Origin of the sequence: Streptomyces sp. NBC_00513, assembly GCF_041431415.1 — a bacterium.
Classification (GTDB): Bacteria; Actinomycetota; Actinomycetes; order Streptomycetales; family Streptomycetaceae; genus Streptomyces.
Genome location: NZ_CP107845.1, coordinates 4972721 through 4990153 on the forward strand (window position 1 = coordinate 4972721; position 17433 = coordinate 4990153).

The following is a 17433-nucleotide window of genomic DNA, read 5'->3' on the forward strand; positions in this document are numbered from 1 at the left end:
ACGAGCGCCACTCATCGGAAAGTAAACTGTCCGACGGCCCATCCCGGGCCGCCGCCCCCTCCAGCTACGGGAAGTCGCCAACGTGTCGCTCACGATCGGAATCGTCGGCCTGCCGAATGTCGGCAAGTCGACCCTGTTCAACGCCCTGACCAAGAACGACGTGCTGGCGGCCAACTACCCGTTCGCCACCATCGAGCCGAACGTCGGCGTCGTCGGTGTCCCGGACCAGCGGCTGGCCGTCCTCGCGGGCATCTTCGGATCGCAGAAGGTCCTCCCGGCCACCGTCGACTTCGTCGACATCGCGGGCATCGTCCGCGGCGCCTCCGAGGGCGAGGGCCTGGGCAACAAGTTCCTCGCGAACATCCGCGAGTCGGACGCGATCTGCCAGGTCATCCGCGCCTTCAAGGACGAGAACGTCGTCCACGTCGACGGCAAGGTCTCGCCCAAGGACGACATCGAGACGATCAACACCGAGCTGATCCTCGCCGACCTCCAGTCCATCGAGAAGGCGGTGCCGCGCCTGACGAAGGAGTCCCGCCTCCAGAAGGAGAAGGTCGCGGTCCTGGCCGCGGTCGAGAAGGCGCAGAAGATCCTCGAAGAGGGCCACACCCTCTTCTCGCAGGGCATCAGCAAGGGCACGGAGCAGGGCGACCTCCTCCACGAACTGCACCTGCTCACCGTCAAGCCCTTCCTCTACGTCTTCAACGTCGACGAGGACGAGCTGACGGACGACGCCTTCAAGGCCGAGCAGAGCGCCCTGGTCGCCCCGGCCGAGGCGATCTTCCTGAACGCCAAGCTGGAGGCCGAGCTGATCGAGCTCGACGACGAGGAAGCCCTCGAACTCCTCCAGTCGGTCGGCCAGGAGGAGCCGGGAATGGCCACGCTGGGCCGCGTCGGCTTCACCACCCTGGGCCTGCAGACCTACCTGACGGCCGGCCCGAAGGAAACCCGCGCCTGGACCATCAAGAAGGGCGCCACCGCCCCCGAGGCCGCCGGCGTCATCCACACCGACTTCCAGCGCGGCTTCATCAAGGCCGAGATCATCTCCTTCGCCGACCTGGTCGACTGCGGCTCGGTGGCCGAGGCCCGCGCCAAGGGCAAGGCCCGCATGGAAGGCAAGGACTACGTCATGCAGGACGGCGACGTGGTGGAGTTCCGCTTCAACGTCTGAGCGGATGAAATAACACCACGTCGCTGACGTGGCAAACATGCAGGTCAGGAGGGGTCGGGCTCTGTTGAGCCCGACCCCTTCGTCGTCACCGTGCTGGATTGGTGCTGGATATTCTGACGCGGGGTCAGCGGCGATCAGGCCTCGTAAACGGTGGACCGGTGTCCGACGTGAACGACCCAGACCACCAATTCCCCGTTGTCGATCGTGTAGACGACGCGGTAGTCGCCGACGCGGAGGCGGCGACGTTCGGGCTGGGACGCGAGTGCGGTGGTGTTGAAGCCGAGAGGGTCGGTTTCCAGCTCGGTCAGCTTGGCCAGGATGCGCAGCGCCACGTCGCGAGGGATCTTCCGGAGCTCGGCCTGCGCCTCGGGCCGGAAGACGGTCCGGTACTCACTCACTGCGCGCCAGCGTCTCCCTCATGATGTCCTCGATCGGGATTCCGGGCGCCGGGTTGGCCATGCGCTCGTCGATGATCCGGTTGATCTCGCGCTCTTCCCACTCCTGATACTTGCGCAGCACGTCGATGGAGACGACGGCGGCGACTTCCTTGCCTCGGCGCGTGATCACCGTGGGCACGTCGTCGCGGTCCGCGCGCTCCACGACCTCGGCCAGGTGTGCGCGCACGTCGCGGATGGACTCTATGGGCATCTGACTCATGCGCCCAAGCGTACAGAGTGTGCCATATGTACACAACGCGGGGGGTGTGCTGGACGTGCTGGATGAACTCGCACCGTGCTGGATCGGTGCTGGATGACCACGTTCAGAACCGCGTTTCTGCAGGTCGGAGCCCTGTGCCGAACGTGTAGGTAGTTTCGTCAGATGCGCACTTCAGAAGGGGCCGGGCTCTGGCGAGTCCGACCCGCGCAACGAGGTCGAGTACCGGTCGTCGGACGCCCCCACCGTGACGCCGGAAGAGGTCACGGCCGACTTGGCGAAGGTGGAGGCGCTCATCGGACTCGCGGAGAAGGCGATCCCGAACATGCCGCGTTACTGAAGCTCTGATCCGCCGGCTCGGCCTCGGGGGTGGGAGCGTCGACCTTGTTTTCCCGTGCTGATTCCGTGCTGGCTTGGCCCGCCCAGAACCGCGTTTCCGCAGGTGAGAGCCCTGCGCTGCACATTCTGCTTCAACGTCTGAGCGGATGAGATAACGGCTCCGTCGATCAGCTCGGTGTGGCGTGGTGCCTCGGGGAGGCGGGCCAGGTCCTCCGCGAACCAGTCCTCCGCGAACCAGCCCTCCGCGAACCAGCCTTCCGCGCGTGGCGGGCGCATCCGGTCGGGCAGTGCGGTCACGGCTTCACATAGCGGCCCGCGGCTCATGCCGGGAGGGCCGATGGTGTCTCCTTCTGCTGATCGAGGAGGTCGACGATGGTCGTGGGGCGGCCGGGGTCGGGGTGGCTGGGTGTCACAGGGCTCGGGTCGAGGCGATCGTGAAGGTGGTCGGGGTGCCGTGGCCCGGGTTCATGGGGCCGCCCTGGTCGAACTGGGAGCGGACGATCAGGGTGCGGCCGGCCGTACGGGTCAGGGTCGTGGGGATCTGGAGGCCCGGGTCCGTCAGGGTGCGGGTCAGGCGGGCACGGGTGCCGTCGGGGGTGAGCTGCCAGCGGGTCAGGGTGTTGGTGGTGTTGTGGGCCACGCGCAGGACGCCGCCGGGGGAGAGGTGCAGGCCGTCGGCGGCCTTGAGGTCGCCGCCGCTGAGGGCGACGCGGGAGAGGGCGCCCGTGCGCAGGTCGATGCGGTGGAGGTCGCCCGCGGTCATGTCGACGGTGAGCAGGTAGCGGCCGGCCGGGTCCGCGACGATGCCGTTGAGGGAGAAGCTGCCGGCCGGTGACGGGGTCAGCCGGTCGCTCAGGTCGTACGCCGCTTCCAATGGGCCGGAGCCGGTGGCCAGTTGGGCGGGCGTGACGCGGTAGACGACGGCGCGGACGCTGTCGCTCAGGTAGGCCGTGCCGTCCGGGGTGACGGTCAGGTCGTTGACGAAGGACGGTTCGCCGCCGGTGACCTCGAAGTGGGCGAGGCGGGTGCCGGTGCGGGTGTCGTACACCGCCACGCCCGTGGTGGAGTCGGTGACCCACAGGCGGCCCCGGTCGTCGACGAAGAGGCCGTTCGCGGTGTCGCGGCCGTCGGTGCCCGCGGGCAGGAAGACCTCGGCGGTGCGGTGGCCGGGGCGGGTGCGGTAGACGGTGCCGTCGGCGTACGAGCCGACGTAGACCGTGCCCGTGCGGGCGTCCGCCGCGATGCCCTCCGGGTAGATCTTGGCGCCCGGGAGGGAGAAGGCGGTGGAGACGCGGGTGTCCGAGGCCTGGGCGGGCGCGGTGCCCAGGGCGAGAACGCCGGCGAGGGCAGCGGTCAGGGGCAGGGTCAGGAGCTTGGTGGCAGGTGCGAGCTTCATCGTCGGTTTCCCGTTCTCGGCATCAGTCGGCATCAGTGGGCGTCAGTGGGCATCGGTCATCGGGCAAGGGGCGTGGCGCGCGGGCATGGCTGATCGGATGCATGGCATCGTGAGGGGGCATTCGATCAGGTGAGTGCGAATCTATGTTAGAGGTCTAATGATTGGCAAGGGTCGTAGGATGCCGGAATGACTTCCATGCCCGCCGAGGAGCGCATCGGTTCTCACCTCAAGCGCGCCGAGCAGGCCCTCCTCGCGGCGAAGAACACCGCGTGCAAGCCGGCGGCGGTGACGGTTCCGCAGTACGCCGCCCTGCTCTGGCTCGCCGAGAAGCCCGGTATCTCCGCCGCGGCGCTCTCCCGGCTGTGCGGAGTCACCCCGCCGACGATGAACACCGTCCTGAAGAACCTCCAGGAGCGCGGCCTCGTCGAGCGGACCGCGCATGAATGGCACGGCAACGTCCTGGAGACGCGGCTCACGATCGAGGGGCGGGCCGTGATGGAGCTGGCCGACGCGGGTGCGGTACGGGTGGAGCGGGCGCTGGCCGCGGAGTTCACGGATGAGGAGCGCGAGCGGCTCGTCGAGCTGCTGGGCCGGTGTACACGGGTGCTCGGCACCCTGAAGTGAGTGAGGGCGACCCGGGGCGCACCCCGGTCCCCGCCTGCTGACCCCGTGCTCCCGCGGTGAGATCCGTGTCATGTTTTTGTCTGGTTTGGAACTCCCGGCAGTTCTCGTGCATCAGGACTGAAGGGATGCCCAGCCGTTCTGTCCCGCTGGGGCAGCCATGACCGTTCGGAGCGAAGTTCGTGCACCAGTACCCGCAGCGCCCGCGGCCTGATGACCAGCCGTACGATCCCGATCGGTCGTACCACGGTCCGGACCGGTCGTACGGTCCGGACCGGTCGTACCAGCCGCCCGAGGGGGATCGGCCGTCGCCCGAGCCGCGCGGGCCCAGGCGTTCCCGGCGCGCCCTGTGGGTCGGCGTGCCCCTGGTGCTCGTGGTGGTGCTCGGCGCCGGCGGGTTCGCCGCCTGGAAGAACGAGTGGTTCTCCGGCAACGGGGAGAGCGTGAGCTTCGGCAAGGACGTCCCGGCGGCGGTGGGGTCCGACGACCCGAAGCCGGGCGGTTCCTCCCCGGCGGCGCCGGCGCCGCCGACCGGTGATCCGGACGTGTCGCTGCCCGTCGGACCGAAGTCCGACTTCAAGCAGACCGCCAAGCTCGACGACGGCACGATCATCGCCAAGACCCGCCTCGCCGGCGCCAAGTCCGGCTTCGAGGGGGACGTCTGGGTGTGGACGCCGAAGGAGTACGGCGAGAAGGAGTACGAGAAGAGCGCCTTCCCGGTGCTCATCGCGCTCCCCGGGGGCAACGGCTTCCCGGCGAACTACTGGGCCGACCGCAGCCTGGGTCTGCAGAAGGCCGTCAGTGAGGGCGTCCGCGCCGGCACCAGCCTGCCGTTCATCCTGGTCATGCCCGTACTCAACCCGGACAACAAGTACTACTACGACGGCGCGGACATCCCGGGCCGGCCCAAGATGGGCACGTGGCTCGCCGAGGACATACCGGACTTCGCCCGCGCCAACTTCCGTACGTACAAATCCCGCGACGGCTGGGCCTTCATGGGCTCCTCCTCCGGCGCCTTCGTCGGGATGAAGCAGGTCCTCCAGCACCCGGACAGGTTCAAAGCCGTGATCGCCAGTGGTGGCGAGATCGTTCCCGACTCCCCGCTCTGGAAGGGTCACCAGGCGGAGATGGACGCGAACGATCCCGAGAAGCTCGCCAAGAAGCTGATCGACGCCAACGGTCCGGAGGTCTACATCAACTTTCAGGTCGGGACGAAGGAGACGGGCAAGGACCGGATGCTCCAGTTCCAGCGGGAGTACGGCAAGGGTCCCGTCAAGATCACCATCCGGGACATACAGAACGGCGAGCACAACGGCTGGCACTACGTGCGCGGCATGAAGGAAGGCTCGCTGGAATGGATCAGCAAGGTGTTGAAGGGCCCGAAGCCGGAAGCCGGGTGACCCACCCCGAGACCCCCCTGACAGGCCCCGACCCCGACAGGTCCCCCGACGGGCCCCGACCCCGACAGACCACGGCCCCGACAGAGCCCGCCCCGCGCCCGAGCGGTCCGCACACCGGTCCGGGTGGCGCGCGCCACGTCGCCCCGCTCCCAGGCAACCCATCACGTCGTTCACAACTCTGACAGGTGTGCACAGGGGGGACCTGTCGGTCCGACCCGCGCTCGGTGCGAGCGCAGGAGAAGGAACGGGAAAAGAAGTCGTGCTGCAAGAACAACAACGTGACGCCGACCATGCGACCGATGGACGGCATCTCGCGACCGACGGACGACGTCGCCCAAGGAGGCGCCCGGCCCTGATCGGCGGAGCCCTCGCCGTGGCCCTCGCGGGGGGCGGCGCGGCGGCCTACGCGTTCGGCGTCTTCTCGGACATAGGGGATCCGGTGTCCTTCGGCGCGTCCCACGAGCCGGCCGCGGCCACCGGGGACGTCACACCGGGCGTGCGCATGCCCACCGGTCCGAAGGCCTCGTTCGTCCGTAGCTCCCGGCTGCCGGACGGCACCCAGATCGCCCAGACGACCATCACCGGCGCGAAGTCGGGATTCAAGGGCGACGTGTGGGTGTGGGCGCCGAAGGAGTACGACGACCCGCGGTACGCCAAGAGCGCCTTCCCGGTCCTGATCTCGCTCCCCGGGGGTCGCGGCTACCCCAAGAACTACTGGGGGACGGGTCCCGGCCTCGGTCTGCAGCAGGCCGTGAGCAACGGGGTGAAGACCGGTACCAGCCTGCCCTTCATCCTCGTCATGCCGGTGATCAACGCGGACACCAAGCACCACTTCGACGGCTCGGACATTCCCGGCCAGCCGAAGATGGGCACCTGGATGGCCGAGGACATCCCCGCTTTCACCCGGGCCAATTTCCGCACCTTCGACTCGCGTGACGGCTGGGCCTTCATGGGCTCCTCCTCCGGCGGCTTCGGTGCCCTCAAGCACGTCCTGAAGTTCCCCCACCGCTTCAAGGCGGTCATCGCCAGCGGAGTGGACATGGTCCCCGATTCCCCGCTGTGGAAGGGGAACAGGCAGGCCATGGACGCGAACAACCCGGAGAGGCTGGCCGCGAAGTTGATCAAGGAGGGTGGCCCGGACGTATACGTCAACTTCCAGATCGGCACCAAGGAGAGCGGTCGCGCTCTCGCCGAGAAGTTCATGAAGAGCTACGGGAAGGGCCCCGTGCACACCCGCCTCCAGGTGATCCAGGATGGTGAGCACAACGGAAAGTCGTACGTACGCGGCATGAAGGAGGGCTCCCTCGCGTGGATCAGCAAGGTGATGGCCGCGCCGACCCCGACCAGCGTGGGCGCGCCCGAGGCGAGATGAGCACGAGGGCGAAGGGCGTGTCCGCGGCCGCGGCCGCCGGGATCGCCGCGGTGTTCGCCGCCGTGTTCGCCCTCGGATTCCTCAAGCCGTTCCAGGAGCGGCCGGTGCACCCCTTCCCCACCGTAGGGGTGCTCACGGCCAACGGGGAGCACTGGTGCACGGCGAGCGTCGTCGACAGCCCCGAGGGGAACGTCGTCGCCACCGCCGCGCACTGCGTGGTCCCCGCCGGCGAGGACGGGGTGCCCGGCCAGGTCGCGCACGACGGCCTCGCCATCGGCGCGCTCGCCTTCGCACCCGCCTTCTCCGGCGAGGGCGACGGCCATCCGCCCCTCGGCGTGTGGAAGGTCCGCTCGGTCCACGTCGACGACCGCTGGAGGAAGTGGGGCGACGACACCGTCGACTTCGCCTTCCTCACCGTCGAGCCGGACGAGAACGGGCGCAGCCTCCAGGACCGGGTCGGCCGCGGCGAGGCACCGAAGGCCGACTGGACCTCCGGGTACGAACGGGACGTCACCGTCGTCGGCTACCCGGAGTCCGGGCACAACCCGCGGAACCAGCCCGTCTCCTGCACCACCCAGACCCGGCACGACGAGAACGACCCCGACATGCTGTACATCGCCTGCTCGGGCTTCTGGACGGGGACGAGCGGCAGCCCCTGGATCGCCGACCGGGGCGGGTCGGGGCAGCCGGGCCGGTTGATCGGGGTGCTGAGCGGCGGGGACACGGACGTGGACTCCACGGCGGCGCTGTACGACGAGCGTGCCAAGGCGCTGTACGAGAGCGCCGCGCGCGGCTGACCCGCCCGGGCCCCGGGCCGAACCCGGCTGCTGACCTGCCCCCGATCTCCGATCCCCCCCGACCCTCACCCCCGGCCCGGTGCTCAGCCCTTGAGCAGGGCGTTCAACTCGCCGTAGGGGAGGGACCCGGCGAGGGAGGTGTACGTGCCCTCCCGGAGCATCTCCTCCGTGGCCCGGCGGACGACGGCGTACGCGGCCTCGGCCATCCACGATCCGAGGGAGACCCGGGCGACGCCGAGGGCGCCGAGCTCCGCCACCGTGGGGGCGCCCGGGCCGACGAGGACGTTGAGCGGGGCGTCGATGCCCTTGGCGAGCTCGGCGACGGTGGCGGGATCGGTGACTCCGGGGACGAAGATTCCGGTGGCGCCGGCCTCCAGGTAGGCGGCGGCACGCCTCAGGGTCTCGTCGAGCCGGCCACCCGGCTCCCCGAGGCCGAAGAGGTACGTGTCCACGCGGGCGTTGACGTAGAGCGGGACGCCGGCCGTCTCGGCGACGGCGCGGGCCGCGGCCAGCCGCTCCGCGTGATCGGCGGGCGCCCGGTTGCCGTCCTCGATGTTGATCCCGGCCGCGCCGGCGGCCAGTACCCCGGCCACGGTCTCCGCCACCCCGGCGGCGTCGGCGCCGAAGCCGCCCTCGATGTCCGCGGTGACGGGCACCGACACGGCGGCGGCCACCCGGGCGACGAGGTCCAGGGCGCGGTCCCGGGCCAGGGCGTCCCCGTCGGGCGCGCCGAGGGACCAGGCGACCCCGGCGCTGGTGGTGGCGACGGCGGCCCCGCCGGCCGCCTCGACGAGACGGGCACCGGCCACGTCCCAGGCGTTGGCCAGGGCGAGTGGGGAGGCGGGGGTGTGCAGGCCGGCGAAGGCGGTGGCACGGGCGACCTGGGCGGCCCGGCGGGCTGGATCGAGGATGTCGTTCACGGGGTCAGTCCAGCAGCCGGGGCGGCCGGCGGCCGGCGAATTTCCGTCACGATGCCCGGCAGGCACGGTGTCCGCCCGTTCCCTGCCCGGCCGTTCCGCCGCCCGGCCGCCCCCGGGCGGGCCCCGCGGGGCTCCGGGCGGGCGGGCAGGCGGTCAGCCGGCCGGGCGGTCAGGGTGCGAGCCCCGTCTTGGCGCCCGCGCCGCACAGGGGGACGACCGCCGTCCGACCCTGGAGCGGGTCCGAGGGGGCGCCCGGCGCGACCGCCGCCCAGCAGGCCGCCGCCGTCGGCTCGACGAACAGGCCCCGCGCCGCCAGGTCCCGCTGGGCCGCCCGCAGCCGGTCCTCCGACACCGTCACGAAGGTCCCGCCGGACTTGCGGACCGCCGCGAGGATCTGCCGGGCGCGCGGCGGCGCCGGGATGGCGATCCCCTCGGCCAGGGTGGGCCGTTGCGGCACCGGGGCGGCGTCCTCGGCGCCCGCGTGGAAGGCCGCCGCCAGCGGGGACACCTCCCGCGCCTGCACCGCGATGAGCGCGGGCGGCCGTACCCCGCGCCGGGCCAGCTCCTCCGCCGCCAGCGCGGCCCCGAGCAGCAGGGTGCCGTTGCCCACGGGGACCACCAGGGCTTCCGGCAGCCGCCCGCCCAGTTCCTCCCAGACCTCGTACGCGTACGTCTTGGTGCCCTGGAGGAAGTACGGGTTGAAGACGTGGCTCGCGTAGAAGACCCCCGGCTCGTCCGCCACCGCCCGGGCGGCCGCGGCGGTGGCCTCGCGGCCGCCCGGCACCACCCGGACGGTCGCCCCGTGCGCCCGCATCTGCGCGGTCTTCTTCTCCGAGGTGCCCTCGGGCACGAAAACTTCACAACTCAGGCCGGCGCGGGCGCAGTAGGCCGCGACGGACGTTCCGGCGTTGCCGCTGCTGTCGGCGACGACCCGCTCCGGGCCCAGTCGCCGGGCCAGTTCCACGAGCATGACCGCGCCCCGGTCCTTGAAGGACAGCGTGGGCATCAGGAAGTCGAGCTTGGCGTGAATCCGCTCCACGAGCGGAACGAGCGGAGTGTTGCCCTCCGCGAGGGTTACGGAGAACGCCCCCGGCAGGGGGAGCGCGGCGCCGTAGCGCCACAGCGAGTTGGGTCCGGCCGACGGTTCCAGCGGGCCGGCCGGATCGGGTGTGAAGTCGAGGTCCCAGGGTCCGGCGCACACCGGGCAGCACCACGGCGCCGTGCGGACGTCGGCACGGGTGCCGTCCTCGGGGCAGACGTAGCCAGGCAGTGCGTGCGTCATGTGCGGATCGCCTTTGCTCTTTCATGGCCGTTGTATGGCACGGATGTTACGCGTCCGTTGTCCTCTTGTGGGATGGCGAGAGGGTGGGTCAACCTTTCGTAGGCGAGGGCCCGTTGGATCCGACGGCTTGTCATGGCCATGTCTTTTCGGGTCCCGTTCCCGTGCGCCCCGCCACACCCGCCACACCCGCCGCACCACACGGCATCGCACCCACCCACGCACCGCACCCCCCGCAGCGCACCACCTATGAGGAGGACCCCTCACATGTCCGTGATGCGTCACACCCGCCGGAAGATCGCCGGCGTCAGCGCCACCGCCGGCGTGGCCCTCGTGCTCGCCGCCGCCGCCGCGTTACCCGCCTCGGCGGCGGACGGCCCGCAGGGCGTCATCGAGAACGCCGGCGCCTCGGGCGCCGTCCCCGGCAGCTACATCGTGACCTTGAACGACTCGGCCGCCCGCTCCACCGCGGACAGCGGGAAGGCCGTCGCCAAGCGGTACGGGGCCAGGATCGACCGGACCTACAGCGCCGCCCTCAACGGCTACTCCGTCGAGGTCTCCGAGGCGCAGGCCAGAAAGCTCGCCGCCGACCCGGCCGTCAAGTCCGTCGTGCAGAACCGCACCTTCACCGTCGACGCCACCCAGCCCAACCCGCCGTCGTGGGGCCTGGACCGCATCGATCAGCGGGCACTCCCGCTCGACAACAGCTACACGTACCCGGACAAGGCCGGTGAGGGCGTCACGGCGTACATCATCGACACCGGCGTCCGGATCTCGCACACCGACTTCGGCACCCGCGCCTCCTACGGCTACGACGCCATCGACAACGACAACACCGCCCAGGACGGCCACGGCCACGGCACCCACGTCGCCGGCACCGTCGGCGGCACGGCGTACGGGGTGGCCAAGAAGGCCAAGATCGTCGGCGTTCGCGTCCTCAACAACCAGGGCTCGGGCACCACGGCCCAGGTCGTCGCCGGCATCGACTGGGTGACCCGCAACGCCGTCAAGCCGGCCGTGGCCAACATGTCGCTCGGCGGCGGCGCCGACTCCGCCCTCGACACCGCCGTCCGCAACTCGATCGCGGCCGGCATCACCTACGCCGTCGCGGCGGGCAACGAGTCCACCGACGCGAGCACCAAGTCCCCGGCGCGCGTCCCCGAGGCGATCACGGTCGGCGCCACCACCAACACCGACGCGAAGGCGAGCTACTCCAACTACGGCTCCATCCTCGACCTCTTCGCGCCGGGCTCCTCGATCACCTCCTCGTGGGGCACCGGGGACACCGCCACGAACACCATCTCCGGTACCTCGATGGCCTCGCCGCACGTGGCGGGCGCCGCCGCCCTGTACCTGTCGCAGAACCCGACGAGCACCCCGGCGCAGGTCTCGGCCGGCCTGGTGGCCGCCGCCACCCCGAACGTGGTCACCGGCGCCGGCACCGGCTCCCCGAACCGCCTGCTGAACGTGGGGAACTCCACCACCCCGCCGAACCCGGGCACCCGCTTCGAGAACCTGACCGACTACGCGATCAACGACAACTCCACCGTCGAGTCGCCGATCACGGTCAGCGGGATCTCCGGCAACGCCCCGGCCACCCTCAGCGTGCCGGTGGACATCAAGCACACCTACGTCGGTGACCTGAAGGTCGACCTGGTCGCCCCCGACGGCACCCTGTACAACCTGCGCAACCGCACCGGCGGCAGCGCGGACAACATCGTCCAGACCTTCACCGTGAACGCCTCCTCCGAGGTCGCCAACGGCGTCTGGAAGCTCCGCGTCGCGGACCTCGCGGGCGCGGACACCGGAAAGATCGACTCCTGGGCGCTGCAGTTCTGACCGGGCGCCCCTGAGGAGGGGCAGGCGGTGCGGGGAGACCCGTACGGCCGGGCGATGAACCGCGGGGGCGACCACAGGGCGGTCGCCCCCGCTGCGTACTATTCGCGCATTCGTTCGCGCCCTTGTGATGGAGCACCACGCCTCGTGACCTACCCGCCCCCGCCGACCCCTCCCACCGGTCCGGCCAATCCGTGGGCCCCGCCCTCCTCGCAGGCCCTGTGGGCCCCGCCCCCGCCCCAGGGGCCGCCGGCGCTGAACGGTTTCGCCCTCGCCTCGCTGCTGGTCGGCCTGCTCTGCCTGCCGCCGCTGGGCATCGTCTTCGGCGTCGTGGCGCTGGTGCAGATCGCGCGGAAGCGGGAGCGCGGCAGGGCGCTGGCCGTCGTGGGCCTGGTCGTCTCCGTGGTGATGACCGTGGTCGCGGCGTACGTCACGCAGCAGTACGCGGACTCCTTCTCCCGGTACCTCGACTCCTCGGTGGTCGCGCGCGACGACGTGGAGGGCTCCCGGACCGCCATCGACGACATGGCGCCGGGCGACTGCTTCAACGTTCCGGGCGGCGACCTCATGAAGCAGTCGACCTTCGTCCACGCGGTCGACTGCACGGAGGTGCACCACGCCGAGGTGACCTCCTCGACCCTCCTGGACGACGGACCCTTCCCGGGCGACGACGGGTTGGAGTCCACCGCGACGGACGTCTGCTGGGAGGCGCAGGACGCGTACGCGATGGACACGTGGGCGGTGCCCGCCTACGCGGAGATGTACTACTTCGTCCCCACGCGCGCGCTGTGGCGCGAGGGCGACCGGCGTCTGCTGTGCGTCATCGGCACGTCGAGTGAGGAACACCGGGGCAGCCTGCGCAAGGATGCCGGGATGCTGAAACCGGAGCAGGCGGAGTTCCTGCGGGCGATGAACGGGGTCGACAAGGCCTTCGCGCGCCAACCGGAGGGCGGTCCCGAGGAGGCACTGTCCGAGTGCCGCACATGGGCCCGGGAGGTCGACACGGCGCTCGCCGTGCAGGCCGCGCTGTTGCGACGCGTCTCGGGGCGGCCCGGGATCGGCGCCGCGGCGGGCGCGCAGCTGGGCGAGGTCGAGGCGGCGCGCAAGGAGTGGCAGCGCGCGGCGAGGGCGACGAAGCCGGCCGAATTCGACGAGGCGTGGGACCGGGCGGTGTGGTCGCTCGACGTCGACACGGAGAAGGAACTGCGCGGGGCGTACGGGCTTTCGACGCGGGTTCCGGACTGGCTGGCGGACCCGGGGGACGAGCCCTCGCGCGGTCCGCGGATGGAGTCGACCTGAGGGCTTCCGTGTAACGCGCGGTAACGGGTTTGAGTGACCTGGCTTCATCACTTCGAGTGAAACTCTGGCCCTTGCTTGCGGTGCACAACCGTCGGTTGCCAGGGTGTAGCTGTCTGTCAACCTGATGGGAGTGGCCAGTGACTTTCGGTGAGCAGCCGGCCTATCTGCGCGTCGCCGGGGATCTGCGACAAAAGATCGTCGATGGGTCCCTGCCCCCGCACGCCCGGCTCCCCTCGCAAGCCCGGATCCGCGAGGAGTACGGGGTCTCCGACACCGTGGCGCTGGAGGCGCGCAAGGTCCTCATGGCGGAGGGGCTCGTCGAGGGCCGGTCCGGGTCCGGCACGTACGTCCGCGAACAGCCCGTGCCCCGGCGGGTCGCCCGCTCCGGCTACCGCACGGGGGGCGCCTCCACGCCCTTCCGGCAGGAGCAGGCGGAGTCGGGCGCCCGCGGCACCTGGGAGTCCGGCAGCGAGCAGACGGAGGCCTCGGCCGACATCGCGGCGCGGCTGGGCATCGAGCCGGGGGACCGGGTCATGCGCACCCGGTACGTCTTCCGCGACGCGGGGGAGGCGATGATGCTGTCGACCTCCTGGGAGCCGCTGGCCGTCACCGGTCGGACGCCCGTGATGCTGCCGGAGGAGGGCCCGTTGGGCGGGTCCGGGGTGGTGGACCGGATGGCCGCGATCGACGTCGTCGTGGACAACGTGGTGGAGGAGGTCGGGGCGCGGCCCGGTCTCGCGGAGGAGATCCTCTCCCTGGGCGGGGTGCCCGGGCACGTGGTGCTGGTGGTGAGCCGCACCTACTTCGCCTCCGGGCTGGCCGTGGAGACCGCCGACGTCGTGGTCCCGGCGGACCGCTACCGCCTGGCCTACCACCTGCCGGTGCGGTGACCGGCCGGATCGGCGGCCGGGCCCGGGGTGGCGCCCGACGCCGCCGGGCGGGGGGCCCGGAGGCCGCACCGGAAGGCGGACAGCCCGTACCGGACCGTTAACCGGGCGGTGACCTGACGGCCCGGGGCGTAACCCCCGGGCAACGCCACCGTGTGACGGGGGGTCACATCCCGGCCCTACCGTCCGGCGGTATGACCGAGACCGCCGCGCCCCCGCAGTCGCCGCCCCGTCGGAGCTACGCCAAACTCGCCGCCGACGAGAGCCGCGAGGACTACTCCCTCCGCTACGCCCCCCACGCGTTCCGCCGCTGGAGCCCCGGCACCGTCGCCGGCACGGCGCTCGGCGGGATCGCGTACCTCGCCGACTTCGCCATCGGCGCCTCCATCGTCTTCGCCTACGGATTCACCAGCGGACTCGCCGCGATCCTGGCCGCCGCCACCATCATCTTCCTCACCGGCATCCCGATCGCCCGCGCCTGCGCCAAGTACGGCCTGGACATGGACCTGGTGACGCGCGGCGCCGGCTTCGGGTACTTCGGATCCACCCTCACCTCGCTCATCTACGCCTCCTTCACCTTCATCTTCTTCGCCCTCGAAGGCTCGATCATGGCCCAGGCCATGCACCAGGCCGTCGGCCTGCCGCTCCAGGTCGGGTACCTGATCACCACGCTCATCGTGATCCCGATCGTCTTCAAGGGCATGGGCGCCCTCGCCAAGGTCCAGGCCTGGACCCAGCCGATCTGGTTGATCGGGCTCGTGCTGCCCTTCCTCGTGCTCGCCTTCCACGCCCCCGGCTCCTGGGGCGCCTTCGCCGACTTCGGCGGCACCGAGGGCGCCGGCTCCGGCTTCTCCTGGATCGGCTTCGGCTTCGGGACGGGCATCGCGCTCTCCCTCATCGCGCAGATCGGGGAACAGGCCGACTACCTGCGGTTCATGCCCGCCAAGACCCCGGCCAACAGCCGCCGGTGGAACCTCGCCGTACTCGCCGCCGGTCCCGGCTGGGTGATCATCGGCGCGGCCAAGCAGCTCGGCGGCGCGTTCCTCGCCTTCGTCGCGCTCGAAGCGGTCGGCACGACGCACGCCCTGGAGCCGATCGCCCCGCAGATCGAGGCCCTGCGGCCCTGGCTCGGCGGATTCGCCCTGCCGGCCGCCGCGCTGTTCGTGATCGTCTCCCAGATCAAGATCAACGTCACCAACGCCTACAGCGGTTCGCTGTCCTGGTCCAACTTCTTCTCCCGCGTCACCCACCGCCACCCGGGCCGCGTCTGGTACATCTTCCTCAACCTCGGCATCGCGCTGACGCTGATGGAGCTGAACATGTTCTCCATGCTCGGCAAGCTGCTGGGCTTCTACTCCAACGTCGGCATCGCCTGGATCGCCGCCGTGGCGGCCGACCTCGTCATCAACAAGCGACTCGGACTCAGCCCGCCCTACATCGAGTTCAAGCGCGCCTATCTGTACGCGGTCAACCCGGCGGGTTTCGGCGCGATGGTGATCGCCTCGACCGTCTCGATCCTTGCGTTCTTCGGGCTCTTCGGGACCGGCCCCGAGGCCTTCTCGACCTTCATCGCCGCCGGACTGTCCCTCGTGCTCTGCCCGTTGATCGCCTGGGCGACCAAGGGCAAGTACTACCTGGCCAGGCCGAACGGGGTGAACGGCCCCGGTGTCGAGGTCCCGGACATCACCGCCACGCACACCTGCTCCGTCTGTGAGACGGCGTACGAACTCCCCGACATCGCCGATTGTCCCGTCCAATCCGGGCCGATCTGCTCGCTCTGCTGCTCCCTCGACGCGACCTGCGGGGACGCCTGCCGCAAGGGCGCGAAGGAGGGCGCGGCCGGGGGCGCGGTGGTGCTTCCGATGCCGGTCGTGCGCCGGTTCTGAGCCGGGTCGCACGGCGCACCCGTACGCATGGCCGGATGCGTACGCCTGCGAGGTACCTCTTCGTGAAAAACCGTATCCGCTCAGTAAAGGTCGGGCGTAAGCTCGGGCATATGCGCAATGCGGTTTCCCGGGCAGGTACATCGGCGGAGGGTGAAACGCGATGAACGACAGCGGTGCCCTGCTCCCATGGCTGGTCATACGTCAGGACGACAACGGCAACCGCTACCGGGTGGGCCGGTACCCCACCCGGGCCGAGGCCCAGAAGGTCATCGACAGTCTCGACGACCGAGCACACAAGCAGCTCTACTGGGTCGAGCGGGTGGCTCAGGGCAGCCAGGCCGCCACGAGGAACTGAGCGTCGGGCCGTCGACGCACTGGCATAGGCTCCGTCCATGACTGTACGAGTGGTCGTGGGCGGAGCCCTTTGTCGTGACGGGCGCCTGCTGGCCGCCCGCCGCAGCGCGCCGCCCGAGCTGGCCGGCCGGTGGGAGCTCCCGGGCGGCAAGGCCGAACCGGGCGAGTCCGTCCCCGAGGCCCTGGTGCGCGAACTGCGCGAGGAGCTCGGCGTGGAGACCGAGGCCCTGGAGCGCCTCCCGGGGGAGTGGCCGTTGCGCCCCGACCTGGTCCTGCACGTGTGGACCGCCGGACTGCTGTCCGGGGAGCCGGCCCCGCTGGAGGACCACGACGAACTGCGCTGGCTCCGGCCGGACGAGCTGGACTCCGTGGACTGGCTCGACCAGGACCGCCCGGCGGTCGAGGAGATCGGACGCCGACTGCGCTCGTCCCCCGATCAGGCGGACGGACCGGCGCGCGGACCGGCGGACGGGACGGCGAACGGACCGGCGGACGGACCCACCGGCGCACGCGCGCTTTGATCAGGCGGGCGCGCGCGGACGGCTCGCCGGGCGACCGGGTCCCCGGTCTGTGAGGCTTGAGCTGTAGGCCGTATGCGCCACGGCGGGCCGGCGCATGGGGAAGGAGTGGTACGAGGTCCTGAATATCGGGTATGTCGCTATTAATCACCATCTCATCTTCATCTCATCCCCCTATCGTCCCTGCTGAATCCGACTGGGGTCGTCGCGGCCCGGGAAGTGATCGGCGTGATCGACACAGACGGTGAATGCGCCGAGTGGGCCTTTCCCGCCGAGCCCGGCAGCGTGCGCACCGCCCGTCACGCCGTGCGGGGCAAGCTCCGGGCCTGGGGCCTGGACTCCGTCGGAGACGTGACCGTCCTGCTGGTCAGCGAGCTCGTCACCAATTCCCTGCGCTACGCCTCCGGCCCCATCGGGGTCCGGCTCGAACGACGTGATTCGGCCGTCGAGGACGCGGCCGCGAGTCCGGCACTTCTCGTGGAGGTTTCCGATCCGCTTCCGGATCCACCCCGGGAACGCGTCGCCACGCCGGACGACGAAGGGGGGCGTGGGCTGCACCTGGTGTCCGTCTCGGCGCAGCGTTGGGGGACCCGGCACGGGAAGTCGGGCAAGACTGTGTGGTTCGAGTTGGCACTTCCTGGTGAGTAACAAGGGGAAGGGTGGCCGGCGATCACCGGGGGTGGCTCGAAACAGTCGGGACCTTT

Annotated in this window: 17 protein-coding genes; 12 read left to right on the forward strand and 5 right to left on the reverse strand. The window is 70.8% G+C overall.

Annotation, left to right across the window (positions count from 1 at the left end; genetic code table 11):
• Positions 1-82: 82 nt before the first annotated feature.
• The gene (gene ychF, locus OHA84_RS23135) at positions 83-1171 is read left to right on the forward strand and encodes a redox-regulated ATPase YchF (protein ID WP_266949602.1); all 1089 of its coding nucleotides are present in this window, start codon (positions 83-85) and stop codon (positions 1169-1171) included.
• Between the two features lie 134 nt (positions 1172-1305).
• On the opposite strand, the gene OHA84_RS23140 is transcribed toward ychF, so the two are convergent.
• The 3 genes from OHA84_RS23140 to OHA84_RS23150 all read right to left on the reverse strand — a co-directional run bounded on the left by OHA84_RS23140 (position 1306) and on the right by OHA84_RS23150 (position 3560).
• A complete protein-coding gene (locus OHA84_RS23140; RefSeq protein WP_266969950.1) occupies positions 1306-1569 on the reverse strand; it encodes a type II toxin-antitoxin system RelE/ParE family toxin in 264 nt (87 codons plus the stop codon).
• A complete protein-coding gene (locus OHA84_RS23145; RefSeq protein WP_053677063.1) occupies positions 1562-1828 on the reverse strand; it encodes a type II toxin-antitoxin system Phd/YefM family antitoxin in 267 nt (88 codons plus the stop codon). Before OHA84_RS23145 ends, OHA84_RS23140 begins: the two co-directional genes overlap by 8 nt.
• Before the next feature lie 745 nt (positions 1829-2573).
• Positions 2574-3560 (reverse strand): SMP-30/gluconolactonase/LRE family protein, encoded by a 987-nt coding sequence (locus OHA84_RS23150; RefSeq protein ID WP_266969948.1) that lies wholly within the window; start codon positions 3558-3560, stop codon positions 2574-2576.
• Between the two features lie 186 nt (positions 3561-3746).
• On the opposite strand from OHA84_RS23150, the gene OHA84_RS23155 reads away from it, so the two are divergent.
• The 4 genes from OHA84_RS23155 to OHA84_RS23170 all read left to right on the forward strand — a co-directional run bounded on the left by OHA84_RS23155 (position 3747) and on the right by OHA84_RS23170 (position 7750).
• Positions 3747-4184, forward strand: a complete 438-nt coding sequence (locus OHA84_RS23155) for a MarR family winged helix-turn-helix transcriptional regulator (RefSeq protein WP_199826480.1) — start codon at positions 3747-3749, stop codon at positions 4182-4184.
• Positions 4185-4546: 362 nt separating this feature from the next.
• A complete protein-coding gene (locus tag OHA84_RS23160; RefSeq protein ID WP_371591601.1) occupies positions 4547-5581 on the forward strand; it encodes an alpha/beta hydrolase in 1035 nt (344 codons plus the stop codon).
• Positions 5582-5954: 373 nt separating this feature from the next.
• Positions 5955-6953, forward strand: coding sequence for an alpha/beta hydrolase (locus OHA84_RS23165; protein WP_371591442.1), 999 nt, complete (start codon positions 5955-5957; stop codon positions 6951-6953).
• The gene (locus OHA84_RS23170) at positions 6950-7750 is read left to right on the forward strand and encodes a serine protease (protein ID WP_053677066.1); all 801 of its coding nucleotides are present in this window, start codon (positions 6950-6952) and stop codon (positions 7748-7750) included. The genes OHA84_RS23165 and OHA84_RS23170 overlap by 4 nt, the downstream gene beginning before the upstream one ends.
• Before the next feature lie 83 nt (positions 7751-7833).
• Here the strand turns inward: OHA84_RS23170 and OHA84_RS23175 are convergent, their stop codons facing one another.
• Together OHA84_RS23175 and OHA84_RS23180 are read right to left on the reverse strand one after the other, a co-directional pair.
• Complete coding sequence (locus OHA84_RS23175; RefSeq protein WP_371591443.1) at positions 7834-8670, reverse strand: isocitrate lyase/phosphoenolpyruvate mutase family protein; 837 nt, start codon at positions 8668-8670, stop codon at positions 7834-7836.
• Between the two features lie 169 nt (positions 8671-8839).
• Entirely contained in the window at positions 8840-9952 is a 1113-nt protein-coding gene (locus OHA84_RS23180) for a pyridoxal-phosphate dependent enzyme (RefSeq protein WP_053677067.1), read from the reverse strand.
• 264 nt (positions 9953-10216) lie between these two features.
• Between OHA84_RS23180 and OHA84_RS23185 the strand changes: the two genes are divergently transcribed.
• From OHA84_RS23185 to OHA84_RS23215, 7 genes are all read left to right on the forward strand, one after another.
• Positions 10217-11788, forward strand: a complete 1572-nt coding sequence (locus OHA84_RS23185; protein WP_266969944.1) for a S8 family peptidase — start codon at positions 10217-10219, stop codon at positions 11786-11788.
• A 144-nt stretch (positions 11789-11932) separates the two neighbouring features.
• Positions 11933-13084, forward strand: a complete 1152-nt coding sequence (locus OHA84_RS23190) for a DUF4190 domain-containing protein (protein WP_266969942.1) — start codon at positions 11933-11935, stop codon at positions 13082-13084.
• A 137-nt stretch (positions 13085-13221) separates the two neighbouring features.
• Positions 13222-13974, forward strand: a complete 753-nt coding sequence (locus OHA84_RS23195) for a GntR family transcriptional regulator (RefSeq protein ID WP_053677070.1) — start codon at positions 13222-13224, stop codon at positions 13972-13974.
• Between the two features lie 191 nt (positions 13975-14165).
• Positions 14166-15857 (forward strand): cytosine permease, encoded by a 1692-nt coding sequence (locus OHA84_RS23200; protein ID WP_266969940.1) that lies wholly within the window; start codon positions 14166-14168, stop codon positions 15855-15857.
• Between the two features lie 160 nt (positions 15858-16017).
• Positions 16018-16212, forward strand: coding sequence for an SPOR domain-containing protein (locus OHA84_RS23205; protein WP_053677072.1), 195 nt, complete (start codon positions 16018-16020; stop codon positions 16210-16212).
• A gap of 37 nt (positions 16213-16249) precedes the next feature.
• On the forward strand, positions 16250-16732 hold the full coding sequence (locus tag OHA84_RS23210; protein WP_266969938.1) for a (deoxy)nucleoside triphosphate pyrophosphohydrolase: 483 nt from the start codon (positions 16250-16252) through the stop codon (positions 16730-16732).
• A 216-nt stretch (positions 16733-16948) separates the two neighbouring features.
• The gene (locus OHA84_RS23215; RefSeq protein ID WP_266949626.1) at positions 16949-17377 is read left to right on the forward strand and encodes an ATP-binding protein; all 429 of its coding nucleotides are present in this window, start codon (positions 16949-16951) and stop codon (positions 17375-17377) included.
• Positions 17378-17433: the final 56 nt, after the last annotated feature.

Bases quoted from the DNA above. Each gene is read 5' to 3' on its own strand.
- OHA84_RS23185 (WP_266969944.1), top strand. From the start codon at position 10,217: ATGTCCGTGATGCGTCACACCCGCCGGAAGATCGCCGGCGTCAGCGCC.
- OHA84_RS23170 (WP_053677066.1), top strand. From the start codon at position 6,950: ATGAGCACGAGGGCGAAGGGCGTGTCCGCGGCCGCGGCCGCCGGGATC.
- OHA84_RS23200 (WP_266969940.1), top strand. From the start codon at position 14,166: ATGACCGAGACCGCCGCGCCCCCGCAGTCGCCGCCCCGTCGGAGCTAC.
- OHA84_RS23180 (WP_053677067.1), bottom strand. From the start codon at position 9,952: ATGACGCACGCACTGCCTGGCTACGTCTGCCCCGAGGACGGCACCCGT.
- OHA84_RS23210 (WP_266969938.1), top strand. From the start codon at position 16,250: ATGACTGTACGAGTGGTCGTGGGCGGAGCCCTTTGTCGTGACGGGCGC.
- OHA84_RS23145 (WP_053677063.1), bottom strand. From the start codon at position 1,828: ATGAGTCAGATGCCCATAGAGTCCATCCGCGACGTGCGCGCACACCTG.
- OHA84_RS23205 (WP_053677072.1), top strand. From the start codon at position 16,018: ATGAACGACAGCGGTGCCCTGCTCCCATGGCTGGTCATACGTCAGGAC.
- OHA84_RS23155 (WP_199826480.1), top strand. From the start codon at position 3,747: ATGACTTCCATGCCCGCCGAGGAGCGCATCGGTTCTCACCTCAAGCGC.
- OHA84_RS23150 (WP_266969948.1), bottom strand. From the start codon at position 3,560: ATGAAGCTCGCACCTGCCACCAAGCTCCTGACCCTGCCCCTGACCGCT.